Here is a 15,922-nt window from a genome sequence, read left to right as displayed (position 1 = left end):
AGTGATCACTTGACCATTGGTTTAGTTGAAACTAAACTGGTCGCATGAACCTCAAGGAATACATCGCCGGCAGCAAGCGCGGCACCGCGAAAAGGCTGGCTGAATCGCTAGGAATTTCGCAGTCCTATCTCTCTCAGATGGCCGCCGGCCAATCTCCAATTTCCCAGGAACGTTGCTTCGTCATCGAGCAGGTAACGAGCGGAATGGTGATGCGATGGGATTTGAAGCCGAGCAACTGGCACAAACTCTGGCCCGAACTGGCCGGCGCCCCTGGATCTCCCCCCATACCTCTTACTGCCGGAGAGGCGGTAAGAGGCGAACCGGGGCAACGCGCACCAGCAAAGGAGGCGGCCTGACATGAACATTGCGCGAGTACCGCTGCCACTGAATGTGGGTGGCGTGATGCACATGGACACATCGGTGGAGCTTTGCGTTGACCTGCCAGCGATCAGTGACGCGCGCGTCGTGATCCCACTTCGGCGCGCGGGCTCGCTCCCCGGTGCACCGGATGCCGTTGGTGACGGTCACGTCATCGGCGCGCTGGTGCTTGAGCGGGCGCTCATCATCGGGCCGCAACTGGCGAGATACGCCCTGCGCGAGGTGCTCGGCGCAGACGGGGTGCCGGCGGATTTCCGAGGTGCGCCGCCGAAGACTGTGCCACCGATCCTCGATTGGTTGATGAGGCTTCACGAGGCAGGTTTTTATCCCGTTACCGGGTGCGCGGCTGCGGGATTTGAATCACAGGCTGAGGCGACGCTGGCGGATGTCTGCGCTACGAACGGCGACAACTGGGAAGACCAGCTCGAGCAGCGCGCCCGCGAAATGAAGCGCATGAAGGCCATCGGGATTCCGAAACTCTTTCCCGGCGAACAGGGAGACACCACTGGCGTTATGAACACAGGAATGCAAATGGGCAATGTCGCCTTGGAAGCTGACGTTAGCGTGTCGGAGGTGATGACGGTGCGCAGGCCGACGATTGATGGAGAGGTGCTGGAAGCCGCATTCAGGACAGCAGCCGATGTCGCTGGCAGGAGCAACATGGATCCAATCGCCGCGGCGCTTTCGGTCATCAACGCGTACGCCGCGGCAAAGAAGCGGCTTAACGAAGTCGCTGAAGAGTTTCGGTCAGCGACTCCAGATGTCCTTCCGTCATCGCGAGATAGTCCGTGAGTTCCTTTCGTTGACGAGCGGTCTCTGCCTGCAGCGCAAGCGCGAGATTTCCGATTGATATGGCGAGGTGTTCGAGCGTTTTGTCCTGATTCTTCTCGGCAAGCTGCTTTGCTTGAGCAGCTTGTTCGATAGCAGTTTTGAAGGTCACGCGTACTCCCTTTATGGGTGGTTGAAGAGGTCAGAGTCATCAATTCTCCCATATCGGTGGGTACGCCTTTTTTGCTGTGCCGTCGTGTGGCGATGTGTTGTGTGTCCATACCGAAATCGTAGCGACATCGCGATTTTAGGAGTGCTGAGTTCAATTTGTAACCACCGGGTGGCGATGTGCTCCGGTGGTTGCGAAAACGGATGGAGTCTGGCAGATGATCGGAAGGCAGATATTCATGGCGATGATCGGCGCGGCCCGCGGTGGCTGGGAAACCGTCGCTGCTTACTGCGGCATGTCGGTGGTCGCGCTCGAAAACCGTATCTATCAGAAGAAGGATCAGCGCCTGCATCTGGACACGGCGATGCTGATTCAGGAGATATCTGGCACGACGCTGCTCGTCGAAGAAATTGCGCGCCTGAGCGGCGGGGTGTTCATCCGCCTGCCTGACGTCGAGGTGGGCGATCGCGACGCAGTGCTGCGCAAGTGGAACGAGATCTACATCGAGCTCGGCAGGCTGTCGGGAGATTTCAACACGTTCACTGCCGACGACGAGGTTACCGAATCGGAATTTGAGGTGTTGCAGTCGGACGCGCATCGGGTGGTTCGGGCAGTTGAGGAACTGGCGGCGCTCACCCATCGCGTGTATGGGCGGCCGGCGGCGACAGCGATCGCACTCGCATCGGCAAAGGAGGCGTGATGCGCGAACTGTTCGACGCGGCGGCGCGCAAGGCAGGCTCCATGGCGGCGCGTGTGGGTATCCCGTATCACGAAAACCCGCTGAAGGGGCCGTTGCGGCGCTTCGCGCGCCAATGGGAACTTGGGTGGTCGGAATACGTGGCGAGATGTACCGAGGTTTTCGAAAACACCCGAGGGGGCGAGCCTGTGTAGTTTGCAGGTCGTCAGTCATGGCGCGCGCGGCTTGCGGAAGGGACGCGCGCAGTAGCAATGCGAGGGATTGCGCCCGGCTTCCGTGACGGCCCCCATACGCGAGCAGTGCCAGAGATCACCGCCGGAAGCGAGGCAGACCCTCGCCAACACCGACCTTCCGGCGGCCTTTGGTCAACCGATTGAGAGCAACGAGAATGGCGAAAAACAGTATAGATGCGTACGGCGCAGCCGGAAAAAGCAACGTCCTCTATTTCGATCCCGAGGTGCTGACGCTTGTGGAAGATCCGGCGCATCCGCTTTTCGACTCGCGCGTGTATTTGCCGCTCGACGAGAACATGGTGCGCAACATCATGTACCAAGGCGTGCTGCAGGCGATCGAGGTCAACAAGAATCCCGAGACGGGTGCCGTCGAGGTCGTCATGGGCCGACAGCGCGTAAAGAACTGCCGTGAAGCGAACCGGCGTTTGCGCGATCGGGGCGAGGAACCGAAGCTCGTGCCGGCGATCGTGCGGAAGGTGGCGGCGCGTGACCGCGCGCTTGTGCTGTCGGCCGCCACGGCAAGCGAAAACGCCATTCGGCAACAGGAAAGCCCGATAACGCGGGCCGAAAAGATGGCGCGGCAACTGTCGCTCGGTCGTTCCGAGGCAGATATCGGAATTCTGTTCGGGGTGGGGCCACAGACCGTGCGCGCATCGCTCGAACTGCTCGAATGCTGCGCTGCCGTTCAGGATGCTGTCGAAGCGGGGAAGGTGAACGTCACCCATGCGAAGCAACTGACGAAACTGACGCCCGACGAACAGCGAGCGAAGGTTGCCGAGCTGATCGCGGCCGGCGACGGCGTAAATGGGCATGAACGCTCGCGCAAACAGCGGGCCGTGATGGGCGACGGCAAGCCGCGCATGAAGACGCGCGCAAAGATCGAAAAGGAGCTGGAATCCGCGACCGGTGAGCGAGGCGCAGCGCTTCGGTGGGTGCTGGGCCTCGACGATGCAGGCGTCGCTGCGTCGGCTTCTACGGGCGCCTGACATGATTCCCGTGACAGTCCCCGCTTCTCGCCGGGCCGCCTTCAGCTCAACGGTAAAGTGTGGCGCGCGCTCGCGCGACAACATCGAGCGCGATCGCCATGAAGGCTGGATCATCACCGCCTTCCAAAGCACAGGCCTCGAGGTATTCGGCAATGTCCTGTTCGGTCCGCAGATGTTCGGCCGAAACCCACGGTCGGGTGCTGATCTTATGCTTCATGCGCCGCCCTCAAACCTGACGGTGGTCGCCGGTTTTTGGCAGCCGGTCGGCCTGCCGCGACCACGCCGCACCAGTGTGTTGCCCTGGTACTGGTCCGCCTGCTCGATCCATTCATCGGTGATTTCGGGCGCGTCGTCCGGATCGACCCACTCCGACGCGATAGTGGCGTCACGCATGGGCCAGTTCGCGCGGCTCGACTTCGTGTTCGATCTTCTTTGCGATATCGCGCTCGGCAATCTTCATGTCGTACATGAGCTGCAGGTTCATCCAGCTCTGCGCGTCGCCGCCGAAATAGCGCGCGAGCCGCATCGCGCTGTCGGGAGTAATGCCGCGACGCTCGCGCACGATGTCATTGATGCGGCCTGCGGTGACGTGCAGCGCGTTCGCCAGAGCATTCGCGCTCATGTCGAGGGGCACGAGGTATTCCTCGCGCAGAACTTCGCCCGGATGCACCGGGCGCATTCCGTTCTTGATCATATGAACTCCGTTTCGTTAGGAGTGGTAGTCGACGATTTCAATGCTGGTAGGGCCATCCGCCGTCCATGTGAAGCACATGCGCCACTGGTCGTTGATGCGGACGCTGTGTTGGCCGGCGCGATCGCCTTTCAGCGCTTCGAGCCGGTTACCCGGCGGCGAGCGCAACGCATCCAGCGTGACAGCGGCATGCAGCATTGCGAGCTTGCGTTCCGCCACGGTCCGGATGTTCGCGAAGCGCGGTACGGGGCGGCCTTCAAAAAGCGCCTGGGTGTCTGTGCATCGGAACGTTTGGATCATGGAAGTCATTTTATACCGTTTACCGGCAAACGGCAAACGATTGAGGCAATGACCGAATTTGCAATCCAGGGCGACCTGGCTTATTCTGCGGACAAGGAGCCTAGAAACTTCGATGCAGAGCGGCCTCCACGCCCGTCAGTTCGTGGTTTTTTTGCGCCCGCGCCAGTTCAACGGCCGGGAGGGCGACGGATACAAGACCCGCAAGGGAAAGAAGTCCGCCCGGCTCTGCACGGGTTTCTAGCCTCCCGGCCACCATGCCGGATGCGCCTAGAAACGCTCCTGCATGGTCTTTCGAGACTCGCAGAGGAGCGTTTCATGCCGCATCCGCCCAACGAGGGCGTGCGTTCGCACGTCCCTACGTCCCGCATCACATCCTCCAATGTCATCCCGCTGCCCACGGCAGCGCCTGAACGCGTTCGTCAGTCGTGGCGCGGTCGCTATCCAAAAACCGTATCTCGCCTCATTGACTTGCGTCGACGCCAGCAGCTCGACGCGCAGTCCGCCGCGCCGGGTGAATTCGTGCTGTCACGCCGCCGCGACGGCCGCCTCGAAGTGCGCCTGGATGGCTGTTTCTCGGTCTCGAAGGAAAAACTTCGCAGCGCGCTAAATGCCGCGCTGCGAAGTATCGATGTCGGTGCATGGGATGCGTCATTCGAAGAGGCGGCCGAATGAACGACATTTCCAATCTGGCCGCGCCGACCACGACTGACCTCCTAGGCAAGTTTGGGCAGCCTGTGGCTTTCTACCCGAGCCTCGCGAAACACGTGGGCGGCGTGAAGGCTGCGGCGCTGCTCTGCCAGATCGCACATTGGCAGGAAGACGCCGATCACCCGCTTGGCGTCCACCGGACCGCCGAAGACATCGAGCGTGAACTCGGCCTGACCTACGAGGAGCAGCGGAGCGCGCGTAAGGCGCTGCGAAAGGCCGGCGTGCTGATCGAGACTGAGCGGCGGCTCGAGCACAGGATATTTTTCCGGATTGACGTGGTGACGCTGCAGACGTTGCTCACCAGTTTGCGTGAGGGGCGCTCATGAAGCCATGGACATGGCGTCACGCCATCATCAACTCACCGCTGCCGCCCACGACGCGGCACGTCTTGCTCACGCTTTCATGTCACGTGAACGACGTCGGAGAGGATTGCTTTCCGTCAACGAAAACGCTCGCACGTGAAACCGGTCTGTCAGAGCGCTCCGTATGCACGCATCTGGAACTGGCGGCGACGGAAGGCTGGTTCGCCGTGCGGAAACACGGCTATGGCGGACAGAAATGGGCGCGGCACCAATATTACCCACGCGTCCCGGACGACTTCGTTCTGCCCGATCGCGATGAAAAAGGCGCTGAAGAACGTTCAGTGCCTCGCGCCAAAAAGTTATCCACAAAGGCACTGAAGGAGGTTCAGCACCTTAACGATAAAGGCACTGAAGGAGATTCAGTACCTTTAGGCGAGGCACTGAACGTCATTCCAGAAGGCACTGAACCTAACGACAAAAAGGCACTGAAGGAGGTTCAGTCTAGTACTGCAGTTAACCCTTCAAAGAAAAGCAGCAGCAACGCGCGCGAGGAACCGCCTGTGGATAACTCCGCTCTCGAATCGCTGCTGCTGCCTTCGAACAAAGAACCCGACAAACCGCCGGCGGGGGAAATGCATCCGGGCGGTGAACCGCCGTTGACCCTCGACGAGAGCGTTTTGCTCGGCGTGCTGCGTGAACTCGAGGAGAGCCACGGCAAGGGCGGCGGGATACCGCTTGCCAAGGTCCGGCCGCATCTTGCGGACTGGACGGCGCGTGCCGTCAGGCCCGACGAGTTGCGAGACGCGTATCGACGCGCCGTGGCGGCGCGTGAGCGCGATAACGACGGCAGGCCAGTGAACGCCGGGTTTCTCGCCCGTTTCGTGGACGAGGTGCTGGCTCCGGCCGCGACTGCCGCTGCCGGTGGTGCCGAAGACGGCGCGCCGTGGTACGAGTCGACCGACCCTGCCGTGATCGAAGCCCGCGGTGCGGAGCTCGGCGTACGTGCCCGAAAGCATGAAGAGGCGATCGGCGCGTACCGGGTGCTGGTGGTGGCGGCTTCGCGCGAGAAAGCGGCGATCGCATTCGTTCTGGCGGATGCCAGGAAATTCAACGATGAGCGGCTGTACCAGTTCGCCCGCACCCAGTTTGGCGATGCGCTCATGCCCGTGGACGACTACGCGTCATGAGCAAGAACTCACTTCGCTTTCCCGAGAGCGCGATCGCTGGTGGCCGGTTCGGCACCGCGCGTATCAGCGGCGAGATCAGCAGTGCGGCGGCGCGCCTGAATTCGGCTGAGCCGGTCGCGCTTGATGCACCGATCGCTCAACTCGTCAGCGGCGCGCATAGCCCGCGCAATCGCGACCTCGGTCGCCTTGGTGGCGGAACGATGAACGGGCTGGAAAAGCGTTACGCCGCCCACCTCGACATGCTGCGACATGCGGGCGACGTCCTGTGGTTTCGCTTCGAAGGTCTGAAATTCCGGCTTGCTGACCGCACGTTCTACACGCCTGACTTCGCGGTGATCGTCGCGAGCGGCGCGCTCGAACTGCACGAGTGCAAGGGATTCATGGAGGAAGACGCGAACGTGAAGATCAAGAGCGCGGCTTCGCAATACCCATTCACGTTCCGACTGGTCCGTAAGGACAAGAGCGGCGGCTTCGATATCAGGGAGGTTGGCTAGATGGGCACACGGTGGAGTGAAAAGGAAAAGCGCACGCTGAAGCGCATCTGGAAATCGCCGAAGCCGTTGGATAGCCATATCCACCTGCTGCCGGGACGTTCGGTCGATTGCGCTCGCGCTTATGGGCGAAGCATCGGATTGCCGACGAAACAGCGCACACATGCCGCGAGCCGCGAGCGGATTGTCCAACTCATGAAAGACAAGGTGGCTCGAACCGGCTCGGAAGTTTCGAAGGCCGTCAATCTGGACAGAAAAACTGTTCGCGATCTGCTCGTGAGCCTGATAGCGCTGGACAAGGTGCATCTGACCGGCGAATACGGTCCTTACAAAGCGGCCTACTACCAGTTTGGGCCGACACCGGAGGGCAAGCCGAAATTGACCCGAGCGCGGCCCGTGCCGCGTGGAGAAGCACGGCGGCGCGCGATGGCAGAAGCGAAAACCGAAGAGGAGCTCGATCGGCTGCTCGACGCTGCGTATCGAGCGCCTGCGCGGAAGTGGTCACGCGCCGATCCAGTTGTGATTGCTGCGTTCGATGCGATGGTGCGCACGGAGTCTGTCCAGCCATGAAGCGCTCGGCACCACTGCAGCGGAAAACGCCGCTCGCTTGTACGGGCTTCAAACGGCCGGAACCGTCAGCGGCATTCAAGACGACTTTCCACACGCAGACGCTGATCCGAAAAGCCGTGATGAAGACGAAGCGGCGGCGCGTCACTGTAGCGGAGGGCGCGAAGTATCTGGCGGCGTGCCGCGATGAGCCTTGCTATCTGAACGTGAAGTGTCCGTGGACCGATTGGGCCGATCCGACGGTCGTTGACTGCCATTCGAACCAGTCGAAGCACGGCAAGGCTGGTGGATTGAAGGCGAAGCACTGGTTCACGGTGCCGGGCTGCGCGCTGTGTCACGACTGGCTTGACAACAGCGGCGCACCATTTGAGGAGAAATGCGCTGTATTCGACGATGCACTGGCCCGCTGGATTCCGCGGCGAGCTCGAAAGATGGGATTGGAAATGCAGGAGGCAGCGTAATGCAGGTGTTTGTGAATCTGGCGCTGAAGTCGACTCGCAGCGTGCGCGGCAACCGGGCGTCGACGTTTCACAGTGGATGGTTCACGGTCACGCGGTTGTATGGCCCGGTTCGCGAGTCGCATCTGAGGGGCGAGTTGGGCCGCGGCTACATCTGGGCGGACATCGAAATTCCTGACGACTTGCGTGATCACGTTTCGGTCGCTGGTTTCAATGCTGATGGCACGATCCGCGTACAGGTATGGGCGAACACGCATAGGAAGACGCTGGCGGCGTTTCTCGCCAGCGGTGATCGGGAATGGGACTTGAGGGAGCGGGCAGCATGAACGTTGTCGAACTGACCGGCGCCGATCTCGACTATTGGGTCGCGCGCGCCGAGGGATACGACGCGGAGGTCATCGCCATGCATGGCTGGCGGTACTGCCGCATCGATGTGCCGTATCACGGATACCAGGTGTACGGGCCCACGCAGAACGAACTGCTCGCTGCGCGGATCATGCAGAAGCACTTCTATACCGTTGGCCCGGCACCGCTCGAAGATCAGAAGAAGCACGGCGGCGCGCTGCGCGTCTGGATGGCAGAAGCACAGATGAACCCGTCGTTCCACGACCTGTTTATGGATGATTCGCCGTGGATCGCGATTTGTCGGCTGCGAGTCGCGGAGGCGCTATCTCAACGCGGTCTCGTGTTTGCACAGTATGAGCAATGGCAGAAAAAGGGACGGTCGCGATGAACAAGAAGCAAGTTGAATCCAAAGTGGCAGCAGATCTCGCTGCGAAAGAAAAGCGGCTCGAACACAAGCACGTAGCCGATGATTTCGCGAATCGCTGGGTGCATTGGAGCCGCACGCGTCGGTTTCTGGCGCCGACAGTCAAATCCAGTGTGCTTGCTCGGCTGACATCGCCGGGCGGCGCGCGGTGCGAGCCGGATGCCGTAATGGATTCGGAAATGCCGTTTTTCAATATGGCCGTGCATGCGTTGTGTGACGATCCGAACCACGCGAGCGAGGCAGTGTGCTTTCTCGGTATCTACTGGTACACGACCTGTATTAAGGCGCTGGCGCGTGAGCAGGCTTGCGCCCGCGGTACCGTGTACAACCGCGCGCGCGCGTTTTCGAAGTGCGCGACGCTGCTCAGTCGAACTATCCGAAACGTGCATGAATCAATGGTACCGGTCGAGTGTTCAAATTCAGTTGAACGTAATAGTTCTTGCGGACGTTGAACACTTTTGCCTAAAATCAGCCCCTGATAGATAGGTTGAATTTTTGCGCCTAGGCCCGATGCGGAGTTCTCCGGTCGGGCTTTTTGTTGCGCGGACGGAATTGCAGATGATCAAGATCGACGTGAAAACGAGCTTCGATAAGCTGGCATTCAAATATCGAATGTTCGCTCGCGATCTTCCGTACGCGACGGCGCAGGCTCTCAACTCTGTCGGATTTGAGTCGCAGCGCACGTTACGCAGAGATACGCTCCCCGGTACGTTCACGCTACGGAACCGGCGCACGCAATCGGGCATCGTGATGGACAAGGCGACGAAGCAGCGGCTGACGGCCACGGTTGGGTCGAGGGACTGGTGGACCAGTGAGCAGGTTGGTGGCGCGTCACGTCGCGCTGGCGCAGAGGGTCGGGAAAGCATCAAGGTGAAGGGCAAGCCCTATCTGGCGATCCCAGTTGGCGGTGCCCCGTCTAAGGTGATCCCCAAGAACCAGCGAGCGAGCGTGCTGATCGCCACAGGCAAGGCGTTCGTGGTCAAGCTCAGGTCCGGGACCTATGCCGTGGTTGCTCATGATCCGCGACGCAATCGCGGGATGGAGCCGCTATACGTCCTGACGCCGCGAGTGTGGGTGAGGGATCGACTGCACATGCAGCCGGTCATTAACGCAGTGGTCCAGAAACGCTTTGACGAGAAGCTTAAGGCCGAATTCGAGCGTATAGCGCGCAAGGCGGGAATGACGTAGTCAGGCGCGTCGCGCGTCGCGGCCTTCACGCGGGCGGCCCCACGGGGCTCTCAGGGGCTCTCAGGGGCCCTCAGGGGCTCGGCGGGGCTGAAAATCGGCGCGGGTCCTTCCGGGGCCGGGGCGATCTGCGGGGAATGCTGCGACGCTCGGCTTTTAAGTAATTTTCGGCCCAGAAATGGGGTCAATCACAATCACAATGGCGCTATTACGCGTTTTGAAACAATCGCGCAGCGCTTTTGTGCATGCGGGTTGCAGCGATTCGCGATGCGCGAAAACGTTGTGATCGCATGTGACTTTCAGCCCCTTATTTGTGACTGGCAAACGACAGGCAGAGCGATCCCGAAGCAGCAAACCAGATGACACGGCGCAGGCGTCCGCCGATTTCGAGGTTCCGGTCCGGTGGCTCGTGGAATTCGGCCCGTATTCATCGCGGGAGCAGATCATCCGGCTCGCAAATGAGGGCGTCACGGTCAAGGCTGCACGCGGGCTGTACCTTGCCGGCCTGAGCCTGCGTAATCTCTATCAGCGCGAACTGGACAAGGTCAAGGATGCGCAGCTCGACGACACGGACCCATACAGGCAGGCGCTGATCGACAACCTGCATGCGAAAACCCGACTGAACGAACTGGAACTCGGGCGCCTGGAGGGCGAGCTGATGCCGGTCTCGGGGCACGTCGAGCAGATGGCCGAGATGGCGAAGTTTTTCGCGACATTCCTCGATACGCTGCCTGACGTGCTGGAGCGTTCCGTCGCCCTCACGGCTGATCAGGTTGCGGAACTGGTCCGGAAGATTACTTCGGTGCGAGCCGATCTCTACAAGAATGCGCTATCTCTCGTCATACCCGATAAACAACCTGTCGAGCGGGCGGCAGGAAGCGGCGGCGACGATGGAGATTCTCCTGCCGCCGAAGCGAAGCCGCGTCAGCGAAAGCGCAGTCGAAAACCTGCGGATTAGCACGCCAGGCGGATATGAAGGGCCGTGGGATCCGACCATCACGCCGTATATGGTCGAGCCGATGGACTGCCTGACGCAGCGCGATCTGGAGGCCGTAGCATTTGCCGGCATCGCACAAAGCGGAAAGACGAACGGGCTGGTCGAAGGGTGGATGGTGTATTCGGTTATCGACAGCCCCGCCGACATGATGGTGGTCCACGTGACGCAGGACGACGCCCGCACGTTCAGCCGCGACCGGGTTGACCGTGCAATTGAGGCGAGCCCTGAACTCCGCGCGAGGCTGTCGAAAGGCGGCAACGACGACAACGTATTTGACAAGCTGTTTCGTGCTGGAAACCGGGTGCGCATCGGCTGGCCGACGCCGGGCAAGTTCCGCGGGAAGAACATTCCGCGCGTGGCGATGACCGACTACGACGGCTATCCGCCGGACGTCGGAGGTGAGGGTGGCGCATGGGTGCTCGCGAAGAAGCGCACGACGTCGTTCATGTCCGGCGGCATGACGCTCGCCGAGAGTTCGCCCGGTTTCGAGATCACCGACCCGGACTGGAAGCCGTCAACCGAACACGAAGCACCGCCGTGCGACGGAATTCTCGCGCTGTACAACAGCGGCGACCGGCGGCGCTGGTATTGGACATGCGGGCACTGCGATGAGCTGTTCGAGGCGTTCAGCTGGCCGGAGCATCCGAAGAGCATCCTGCATTGGGATACATCGATCGAGGATCCGGAAATCGCCGGGCAGACCGCACACGTGATCTGCCCGCATTGCGGGGTCATCATCGACGAATCGAAGAAGGCGTCGATGAATCGGGCCGGAAAGTGGCTCGCGGAGGGCTGGCGCACCGGCAATCCGCGCACCTCGAAAACGGCGTCGTTCTGGATGTTCGGCGTGGCCGCTGCGTTTCAGTCCTGGTCAAGTCTGGTTTCGAACTACCTGAAAGCGAAGCAGGCCGAGCAGATCACCGGCAACGCACAAACGCTGAAGGCAACGTTGAACGTCGACTGGGGCGTCCCGTACGTTCCGCCGCAAACCACCGTTGCCGCAGATCCTGACGAGTTCCAGGCTCGCGCAGAGAAAGGCGTGGAGAAACGCCGGATCTGGGGCGACGTGAGATTCATCACGACGGCTATCGACCAGCAGAAGAATCGCTTTGTCGTGCAAGTTATCGGCTGGGGTCCAGACGGTCAGCGCTGGGTCGTGGACCGGTTCAATGTGACCGAGTCCGATCGCCTCGGCGAAGACAGCAAGCCGTTGCGGATTCAGCCATTTACTCACGCCGAGGACTGGACCGCGCTCGACAAGGTCATCGAGCGCGTCTACAGGACCGAGGGCGGCGCGACGCTCGAGGCCAAGATGGTCGTGATCGACTCTGGCGGCACGGACGACGCGTCCGAAAACGCATATGCCTACTGGCGCCGATTGCACAAGATGGGCAAGAGTACACGCGTGCGGCTGATCAAGGGTGGATCGACGAAGGCAGCGCCCCGGTGTGCGCGATCGAAAACCGAGTCAGAGCGTCTCGGTGTGCCCCTCTGGAATCTGAACGTCGATCAGTTGAAAGACGAAATCGACCGCTCGCTGACACGTGAGTTGCCGGGGCCTGGCTATATCCACTTTCCGGACTGGCTTGGCGCATGGTTCTACAAGGAACTCACGGCGGAAGTCCGGACGCCGCAAGGTTGGAAGCGACGCTCGAAGTCGCAGGGCAATGAAGCGTTCGACCTGATGGTCTACAACCTCGCTGCCTTCATCATGTTGAAGGGCGAATTTATTAACTGGGCGGAGCCTCCCCACTGGGCGCGCCCGCTGGCGCAGCAGGCGTCAGAGAAGGAAGACGACTTTTCCGTTTTCGCAAAGATTGGGCGGAGCCTTAATTCATGACCGGAACGACTCACGCAGGATTGCCGAATTGCAGCGAAATGCTTGCAGCGGCCCTCAGGGCATATATCGCGCTCATGAGCGGCGCTCGCGAGGTCGTTGTCGTCAAGTCGATCGACTCCGAGACGCAATACGGCCGGCGCGATGGAAAAGCGCTGCTCGCGCTGATTCGCAACCTGAATCAGCGTTGTCCCTGCGAAGAAAGTCTGGCCTTGCTGGGCTATCCGGCGAGCCGGGCGCCTGCACGGCCGACGTTCGTTGATCGTGGTTGGGCGGGAGACTTTCCTCTGCGCCGTGGCAGGGCGCGCTGACAATGGCCGACATCCAGATTCTCGATCAGCGTGGCGTTCCTATTCGCGACGGTGATCAGCATCCGGCGGTAAGAGGCGCCGCGTGGAAATCCGGTCAACTGGTGAGTCGTGAACTGGCGCACTGGAGGCCATCGCTGCGGAGCGCCGACCGGGACATGCTGCCCGAAAAGGGCATCGTTGAGGGGCGAGCCCACGATCTGGCCCGCAACAACGGTTTTGCACGCGGTGCCCTGCAGTCGCAGAAAGACCGCGTCATCGGTGCGACGTACAGGCTGCAACTGAAGCCGGACCACAGGGTTCTCGGCATCGATTTCAAGGTCGCTGATGAATGGGCGACCACGGTCGAGCGCGAGTTCATGCTGTACGCGGAAGATCCTGAGTGTCTGATCGACGCCACGCGCCGGCGTACGTTTTCGCAGATTCTGCGGGAATGCGTCGGCACGGAAATGCTGCAGGGTGAAGCGCTGCTGTCGCGCGAGTGGCGCCCGAGTTCCGCGGGCTACGCGACGTGCTTCAAGACGATCGAGCCCGAACGATTGAGCAATCCGAATGTCCGCATGGATACGGATACGTTACGCGGGGGCGTCGAACTCGACCGGTGGGGCGCAGCGAACGCATACTGGATCCGTACACGTCATCCGCAGGACATTATCAGCACAACGGGGCTTTGGCAGTGGGACCGTTATGCAAAGTACAACCGGTTTGGCGACCTGAACATCATTCATGCTTTCGAGCCGGAACGCCCGAATCAGACCCGCGGCTTTTCCCAGTTCGCATCCATCATCCAGAAGATGAAGATGATGGATCGGTTTGAGGATCTGGAACTCGAGGCCGCGATCATTGCGACGACGTACGCGATGGTGATCAAGTCGGAGTTCGGACCTCGTGCGGCGCAGGAAGCTATCGGAGGATTTAGCGATCAGTTGGCGGCTTACATGACAGCGCAGGGTGCTTTCCACGGCGACAACAAGATCAAGTTCGATGGTTCGATCATTCCGCATCTTTTCCCGAACGAGTCGCTGGAATTTCCCTCGCCCAATCATCCGAACGCGAATAGTGACGCCTTCCACACATGGATGCTCCGCCACTGCGGGCGCGGCCTGAACACGAGTTACGAGGAAATTTCTGGGGATTTCTCGCGAACGACGTACAGCAGCGCGCGCGCTTCGATCGATGTCGCTTGGAAGTACGTGACAGGCAAGCGCGCCGGCTTCGTAAATCGGCTTGCGTCGCTGATCATGCGCGCGTGGCTCGATGAAGCGGTGACGCGGGGTCGCATCGTGCCGCCGGTAGGGATCGACTACTGGGTGAACCGGGCGGCGCTCACGAAGGCGGACTGGATCGGTGCCGGCAAGATGGTAATCGATGAACTGAAGAGCGCTAAAGCGAATGAAACCAAGCTCGTAACGGGCGAAGCCACCCTTGCCGATGTCTGCGCTGACAACGGCGACAACTGGGAGGACCAGCTGGAGCAGCGAGCAAGAGAGAGGAACCGGATGAACGAGTTAGGTATCCCGGTGACAGATGCATACGCCGGACAAACTGACCCGACGACGCTTGCCATGCTGCGGGTTGATTCCGAATGAAGAACTATCCGCATATCGCAGCCCGCGCGCTGAATCGGCCGCTGCTGCTCGAACCGGGCTATGCCCGGTTCTTTTTCGCAGCCCTTTCGCCGCGCATCAATATCGCTTCACTTGTGCTGCCTGATGGTCAAACGTTCGATCGCGATGCAATGGCTGGGTCGTTGGTGGCATTCGATGCCGCCCGCGGATATCGTGCGTACGACGTGCAGAACGGCATTGCGGTGATACCGGTGGACGGTACGCTGGTTCACAAGAATGCGGCGCTCGATCCGGTGTCGGGTCTGCAAGGTTATGACGGTATCGAAGCGAAGTTCGCTGGCGCGCTCGCGGATCCCTCCGTGCGCGGCATTCTCCTCGACATGGATTCGCCGGGCGGCGAAGTGGCGGGCGTCAAGGATCTCGCGGCCAAGATCGCCGCGTCGAACAAGCCTGTCTGGGCGCACGCGAACGAATTGGCGGCGAGCGCCTGCTACTGGCTCGCGAGTGCGGCCGATCGGATCATCGTGTCCGCCACGGCTGAAGTTGGGAGCATCGGCGTGCTGATGGCGCACGCCGACTACAGCGAGCAGTTGCAGGACGAAGGTATCAAGGTCACGTTGATCTATGCCGGCGACACCAAGGTCGACGGTAATCCTTATGAACCGCTGCCCGAAACCGTACGAGCGTCGTTCCAGGCGGACATCGAAGACTTGCGCCTGCTTTTCGCGCAGTCAGTAGCGCAAGGTAGAAATATGGACGTGCAGGCGGTAATCGATACCCAAGCGCGCGTATATCGCGGTGCCGCCGCTGTCGACGTCGGATTGGCCGATGACGTGATGCCGTTTTCCGATGCGCTGCAAGCTTTTTCAACTTCGCTGTCCGGTGCGGGCGGCACAACAACAGGGAGTCGACGTATGAGCACCCAGGGTACCCGCGCGGAACAGCCGGGCAACGACATGATCGCGTCCGCAGAAGCACTGCGGATGGCCGAGGACGCACGTGCAGAAGGCGCGGTGGCTGGCGCGCACGCCGAGCGCGAGCGGATTACCGCAATTCTGAATCACGCGGAAGCGGCGGAACGGGCCGAGTCGGCGAAGACGCTGGCGCTCTCGCCCGGCATGACGCCGGAAAACGCGGGCGCGCTGCTCGCGACTTTCCCGAAGGCCAGTTCGCAAGGGCGCACGGTCGCGCAACTGGCTGAGGCTGCGAACGTGGCGCCGGATGGTGCGGCACCCGAGGCGGATCGTAAGAAAGATTTCGCTGCTCGGACTGCTGCGCTGTGGAAACAGCACGGTAGCGCCGCCTAAAGCGCCGATCGGTTCT

23 protein-coding genes and 1 pseudogene are annotated in these 15,922 nt (G+C 61.0%); 20 read left to right on the top strand and 4 right to left on the bottom strand.

Annotated elements, in window-relative coordinates; translation table 11 throughout:
• Window positions 1-44: 44 nt before the first annotated feature.
• From F6X39_RS17155 to F6X39_RS17135, 5 genes are all read left to right on the top strand, one after another.
• Window positions 45-356: a transcriptional regulator gene (locus tag F6X39_RS17155; protein ID WP_187617479.1), complete on the top strand. Its 312-nt coding sequence runs from the start codon at window positions 45-47 to the stop codon at window positions 354-356.
• 1 nt (window position 357) lies between these two features.
• Complete coding sequence (locus F6X39_RS17150) at window positions 358-1,170, top strand: hypothetical protein (RefSeq protein WP_187617478.1); 813 nt, start codon at window positions 358-360, stop codon at window positions 1,168-1,170.
• Window positions 1,171-1,532: 362 nt separating this feature from the next.
• Window positions 1,533-2,015, top strand: coding sequence for a YmfL family putative regulatory protein (locus tag F6X39_RS17145; RefSeq protein WP_187617477.1), 483 nt, complete (start codon window positions 1,533-1,535; stop codon window positions 2,013-2,015).
• Window positions 2,015-2,206 carry a hypothetical protein gene (locus F6X39_RS17140; RefSeq protein WP_187617476.1) on the top strand — a complete coding sequence of 64 codons (192 nt, stop codon included), beginning with the start codon at window positions 2,015-2,017 and terminating at the stop codon, window positions 2,204-2,206. The genes F6X39_RS17145 and F6X39_RS17140 overlap by 1 nt, the downstream gene beginning before the upstream one ends.
• A gap of 194 nt (window positions 2,207-2,400) precedes the next feature.
• Window positions 2,401-3,231, top strand: coding sequence for a ParB/RepB/Spo0J family partition protein (locus tag F6X39_RS17135; RefSeq protein WP_187617475.1), 831 nt, complete (start codon window positions 2,401-2,403; stop codon window positions 3,229-3,231).
• 64 nt (window positions 3,232-3,295) lie between these two features.
• On the opposite strand, the pseudogene F6X39_RS17130 reads toward F6X39_RS17135, so the two are convergent.
• The 4 genes and pseudogenes from F6X39_RS17130 to F6X39_RS17115 form a co-directional block, all read right to left on the bottom strand.
• A pseudogene (locus tag F6X39_RS17130) lies at window positions 3,296-3,448 on the bottom strand (DNA-binding protein); the annotation flags it as partial.
• Window positions 3,445-3,624, bottom strand: a complete 180-nt coding sequence (locus F6X39_RS17125) for a hypothetical protein (RefSeq protein WP_187617473.1) — start codon at window positions 3,622-3,624, stop codon at window positions 3,445-3,447. The gene F6X39_RS17125 and the pseudogene F6X39_RS17130, both read right to left, overlap by 4 nt.
• Window positions 3,617-3,925, bottom strand: a complete 309-nt coding sequence (locus tag F6X39_RS17120; protein WP_187617472.1) for a HigA family addiction module antitoxin — start codon at window positions 3,923-3,925, stop codon at window positions 3,617-3,619. Before F6X39_RS17120 ends, F6X39_RS17125 begins: the two co-directional genes overlap by 8 nt.
• Window positions 3,926-3,940: 15 nt before the next feature.
• Window positions 3,941-4,231 (bottom strand): type II toxin-antitoxin system RelE/ParE family toxin, encoded by a 291-nt coding sequence (locus F6X39_RS17115; RefSeq protein ID WP_316251697.1) that lies wholly within the window; start codon window positions 4,229-4,231, stop codon window positions 3,941-3,943.
• 306 nt (window positions 4,232-4,537) lie between these two features.
• Here F6X39_RS17115 and F6X39_RS17110 point away from each other — a divergent pair, with 306 nt between their 5' ends.
• From F6X39_RS17110 to F6X39_RS17040, 15 genes are all read left to right on the top strand, one after another.
• Window positions 4,538-4,894 carry a hypothetical protein gene (locus tag F6X39_RS17110; RefSeq protein WP_187617471.1) on the top strand — a complete coding sequence of 119 codons (357 nt, stop codon included), beginning with the start codon at window positions 4,538-4,540 and terminating at the stop codon, window positions 4,892-4,894.
• Window positions 4,891-5,256, top strand: coding sequence for a hypothetical protein (locus F6X39_RS17105; RefSeq protein WP_187617470.1), 366 nt, complete (start codon window positions 4,891-4,893; stop codon window positions 5,254-5,256). The genes F6X39_RS17110 and F6X39_RS17105 overlap by 4 nt, the downstream gene beginning before the upstream one ends.
• Window positions 5,253-6,419 carry a helix-turn-helix domain-containing protein gene (locus F6X39_RS17100; protein WP_187617469.1) on the top strand — a complete coding sequence of 389 codons (1,167 nt, stop codon included), beginning with the start codon at window positions 5,253-5,255 and terminating at the stop codon, window positions 6,417-6,419. The genes F6X39_RS17105 and F6X39_RS17100 overlap by 4 nt, the downstream gene beginning before the upstream one ends.
• Entirely contained in the window at window positions 6,416-6,913 is a 498-nt protein-coding gene (locus tag F6X39_RS36860) for a DUF1064 domain-containing protein (RefSeq protein WP_262414733.1), read from the top strand. Before F6X39_RS17100 ends, F6X39_RS36860 begins: the two co-directional genes overlap by 4 nt.
• Window positions 6,914-7,480: a hypothetical protein gene (locus F6X39_RS17090; protein ID WP_187617468.1), complete on the top strand. Its 567-nt coding sequence runs from the start codon at window positions 6,914-6,916 to the stop codon at window positions 7,478-7,480.
• Entirely contained in the window at window positions 7,477-7,938 is a 462-nt protein-coding gene (locus F6X39_RS17085) for a hypothetical protein (protein ID WP_187617467.1), read from the top strand. The genes F6X39_RS17090 and F6X39_RS17085 overlap by 4 nt, the downstream gene beginning before the upstream one ends.
• 11 nt (window positions 7,939-7,949) lie before the next feature.
• Window positions 7,950-8,261 carry a hypothetical protein gene (locus F6X39_RS17080; RefSeq protein ID WP_187617466.1) on the top strand — a complete coding sequence of 104 codons (312 nt, stop codon included), beginning with the start codon at window positions 7,950-7,952 and terminating at the stop codon, window positions 8,259-8,261.
• Window positions 8,258-8,668, top strand: a complete 411-nt coding sequence (locus tag F6X39_RS17075) for a DUF2591 family protein (protein WP_187617465.1) — start codon at window positions 8,258-8,260, stop codon at window positions 8,666-8,668. Before F6X39_RS17080 ends, F6X39_RS17075 begins: the two co-directional genes overlap by 4 nt.
• Complete coding sequence (locus tag F6X39_RS17070) at window positions 8,665-9,156, top strand: hypothetical protein (protein ID WP_187617464.1); 492 nt, start codon at window positions 8,665-8,667, stop codon at window positions 9,154-9,156. The genes F6X39_RS17075 and F6X39_RS17070 overlap by 4 nt, the downstream gene beginning before the upstream one ends.
• 106 nt (window positions 9,157-9,262) lie before the next feature.
• Window positions 9,263-9,892 (top strand): hypothetical protein, encoded by a 630-nt coding sequence (locus tag F6X39_RS17065; protein WP_187617463.1) that lies wholly within the window; start codon window positions 9,263-9,265, stop codon window positions 9,890-9,892.
• 289 nt (window positions 9,893-10,181) lie between these two features.
• Window positions 10,182-10,847 carry a DUF1441 family protein gene (locus F6X39_RS37385; protein WP_187617462.1) on the top strand — a complete coding sequence of 222 codons (666 nt, stop codon included), beginning with the start codon at window positions 10,182-10,184 and terminating at the stop codon, window positions 10,845-10,847.
• Window positions 10,780-12,726, top strand: a complete 1,947-nt coding sequence (locus F6X39_RS17055; RefSeq protein WP_187617461.1) for a phage terminase large subunit family protein — start codon at window positions 10,780-10,782, stop codon at window positions 12,724-12,726. The genes F6X39_RS37385 and F6X39_RS17055 overlap by 68 nt, the downstream gene beginning before the upstream one ends.
• Complete coding sequence (locus F6X39_RS17050; protein ID WP_187617460.1) at window positions 12,723-13,034, top strand: hypothetical protein; 312 nt, start codon at window positions 12,723-12,725, stop codon at window positions 13,032-13,034. The genes F6X39_RS17055 and F6X39_RS17050 overlap by 4 nt, the downstream gene beginning before the upstream one ends.
• A 2-nt stretch (window positions 13,035-13,036) precedes the next feature.
• On the top strand, window positions 13,037-14,620 hold the full coding sequence (locus F6X39_RS17045; protein ID WP_187617459.1) for a phage portal protein: 1,584 nt from the start codon (window positions 13,037-13,039) through the stop codon (window positions 14,618-14,620).
• The gene (locus F6X39_RS17040; RefSeq protein ID WP_187617458.1) at window positions 14,617-15,906 is read left to right on the top strand and encodes a S49 family peptidase; all 1,290 of its coding nucleotides are present in this window, start codon (window positions 14,617-14,619) and stop codon (window positions 15,904-15,906) included. Before F6X39_RS17045 ends, F6X39_RS17040 begins: the two co-directional genes overlap by 4 nt.
• The last annotated feature ends 16 nt before the right edge of the window (window positions 15,907-15,922 follow it).

The sequence above is a fragment of the Paraburkholderia sp. UCT2 genome (genome assembly GCF_014397665.1).
Classification (GTDB): Bacteria; Pseudomonadota; Gammaproteobacteria; order Burkholderiales; family Burkholderiaceae; genus Paraburkholderia; species Paraburkholderia tuberum.
This window is presented reverse-complemented; position numbering and strand designations above follow the sequence as displayed.

What these genes read in the sequence shown, in the direction of transcription:
- F6X39_RS17155 (WP_187617479.1), top strand. Translation starts at nt 45, where the DNA reads ATGAACCTCAAGGAATACATCGCCGGCAGCAAGCGCGGCACCGCGAAA.
- F6X39_RS17150 (WP_187617478.1), top strand. Translation starts at nt 358, where the DNA reads ATGAACATTGCGCGAGTACCGCTGCCACTGAATGTGGGTGGCGTGATG.
- F6X39_RS17145 (WP_187617477.1), top strand. Translation starts at nt 1,533, where the DNA reads ATGATCGGAAGGCAGATATTCATGGCGATGATCGGCGCGGCCCGCGGT.
- F6X39_RS17140 (WP_187617476.1), top strand. Translation starts at nt 2,015, where the DNA reads ATGCGCGAACTGTTCGACGCGGCGGCGCGCAAGGCAGGCTCCATGGCG.
- F6X39_RS17135 (WP_187617475.1), top strand. Translation starts at nt 2,401, where the DNA reads ATGGCGAAAAACAGTATAGATGCGTACGGCGCAGCCGGAAAAAGCAAC.
- F6X39_RS17125 (WP_187617473.1), bottom strand. Translation starts at nt 3,624, where the DNA reads ATGCGTGACGCCACTATCGCGTCGGAGTGGGTCGATCCGGACGACGCG.
- F6X39_RS17120 (WP_187617472.1), bottom strand. Translation starts at nt 3,925, where the DNA reads ATGATCAAGAACGGAATGCGCCCGGTGCATCCGGGCGAAGTTCTGCGC.
- F6X39_RS17115 (WP_316251697.1), bottom strand. Translation starts at nt 4,231, where the DNA reads ATGACTTCCATGATCCAAACGTTCCGATGCACAGACACCCAGGCGCTT.
- F6X39_RS17110 (WP_187617471.1), top strand. Translation starts at nt 4,538, where the DNA reads ATGCCGCATCCGCCCAACGAGGGCGTGCGTTCGCACGTCCCTACGTCC.
- F6X39_RS17105 (WP_187617470.1), top strand. Translation starts at nt 4,891, where the DNA reads ATGAACGACATTTCCAATCTGGCCGCGCCGACCACGACTGACCTCCTA.
- F6X39_RS17100 (WP_187617469.1), top strand. Translation starts at nt 5,253, where the DNA reads ATGAAGCCATGGACATGGCGTCACGCCATCATCAACTCACCGCTGCCG.
- F6X39_RS36860 (WP_262414733.1), top strand. Translation starts at nt 6,416, where the DNA reads ATGAGCAAGAACTCACTTCGCTTTCCCGAGAGCGCGATCGCTGGTGGC.
- F6X39_RS17090 (WP_187617468.1), top strand. Translation starts at nt 6,914, where the DNA reads ATGGGCACACGGTGGAGTGAAAAGGAAAAGCGCACGCTGAAGCGCATC.
- F6X39_RS17085 (WP_187617467.1), top strand. Translation starts at nt 7,477, where the DNA reads ATGAAGCGCTCGGCACCACTGCAGCGGAAAACGCCGCTCGCTTGTACG.
- F6X39_RS17075 (WP_187617465.1), top strand. Translation starts at nt 8,258, where the DNA reads ATGAACGTTGTCGAACTGACCGGCGCCGATCTCGACTATTGGGTCGCG.
- F6X39_RS17070 (WP_187617464.1), top strand. Translation starts at nt 8,665, where the DNA reads ATGAACAAGAAGCAAGTTGAATCCAAAGTGGCAGCAGATCTCGCTGCG.
- F6X39_RS17065 (WP_187617463.1), top strand. Translation starts at nt 9,263, where the DNA reads ATGATCAAGATCGACGTGAAAACGAGCTTCGATAAGCTGGCATTCAAA.
- F6X39_RS17055 (WP_187617461.1), top strand. Translation starts at nt 10,780, where the DNA reads ATGGAGATTCTCCTGCCGCCGAAGCGAAGCCGCGTCAGCGAAAGCGCA.
- F6X39_RS17050 (WP_187617460.1), top strand. Translation starts at nt 12,723, where the DNA reads ATGACCGGAACGACTCACGCAGGATTGCCGAATTGCAGCGAAATGCTT.
- F6X39_RS17045 (WP_187617459.1), top strand. Translation starts at nt 13,037, where the DNA reads ATGGCCGACATCCAGATTCTCGATCAGCGTGGCGTTCCTATTCGCGAC.
- F6X39_RS17040 (WP_187617458.1), top strand. Translation starts at nt 14,617, where the DNA reads ATGAAGAACTATCCGCATATCGCAGCCCGCGCGCTGAATCGGCCGCTG.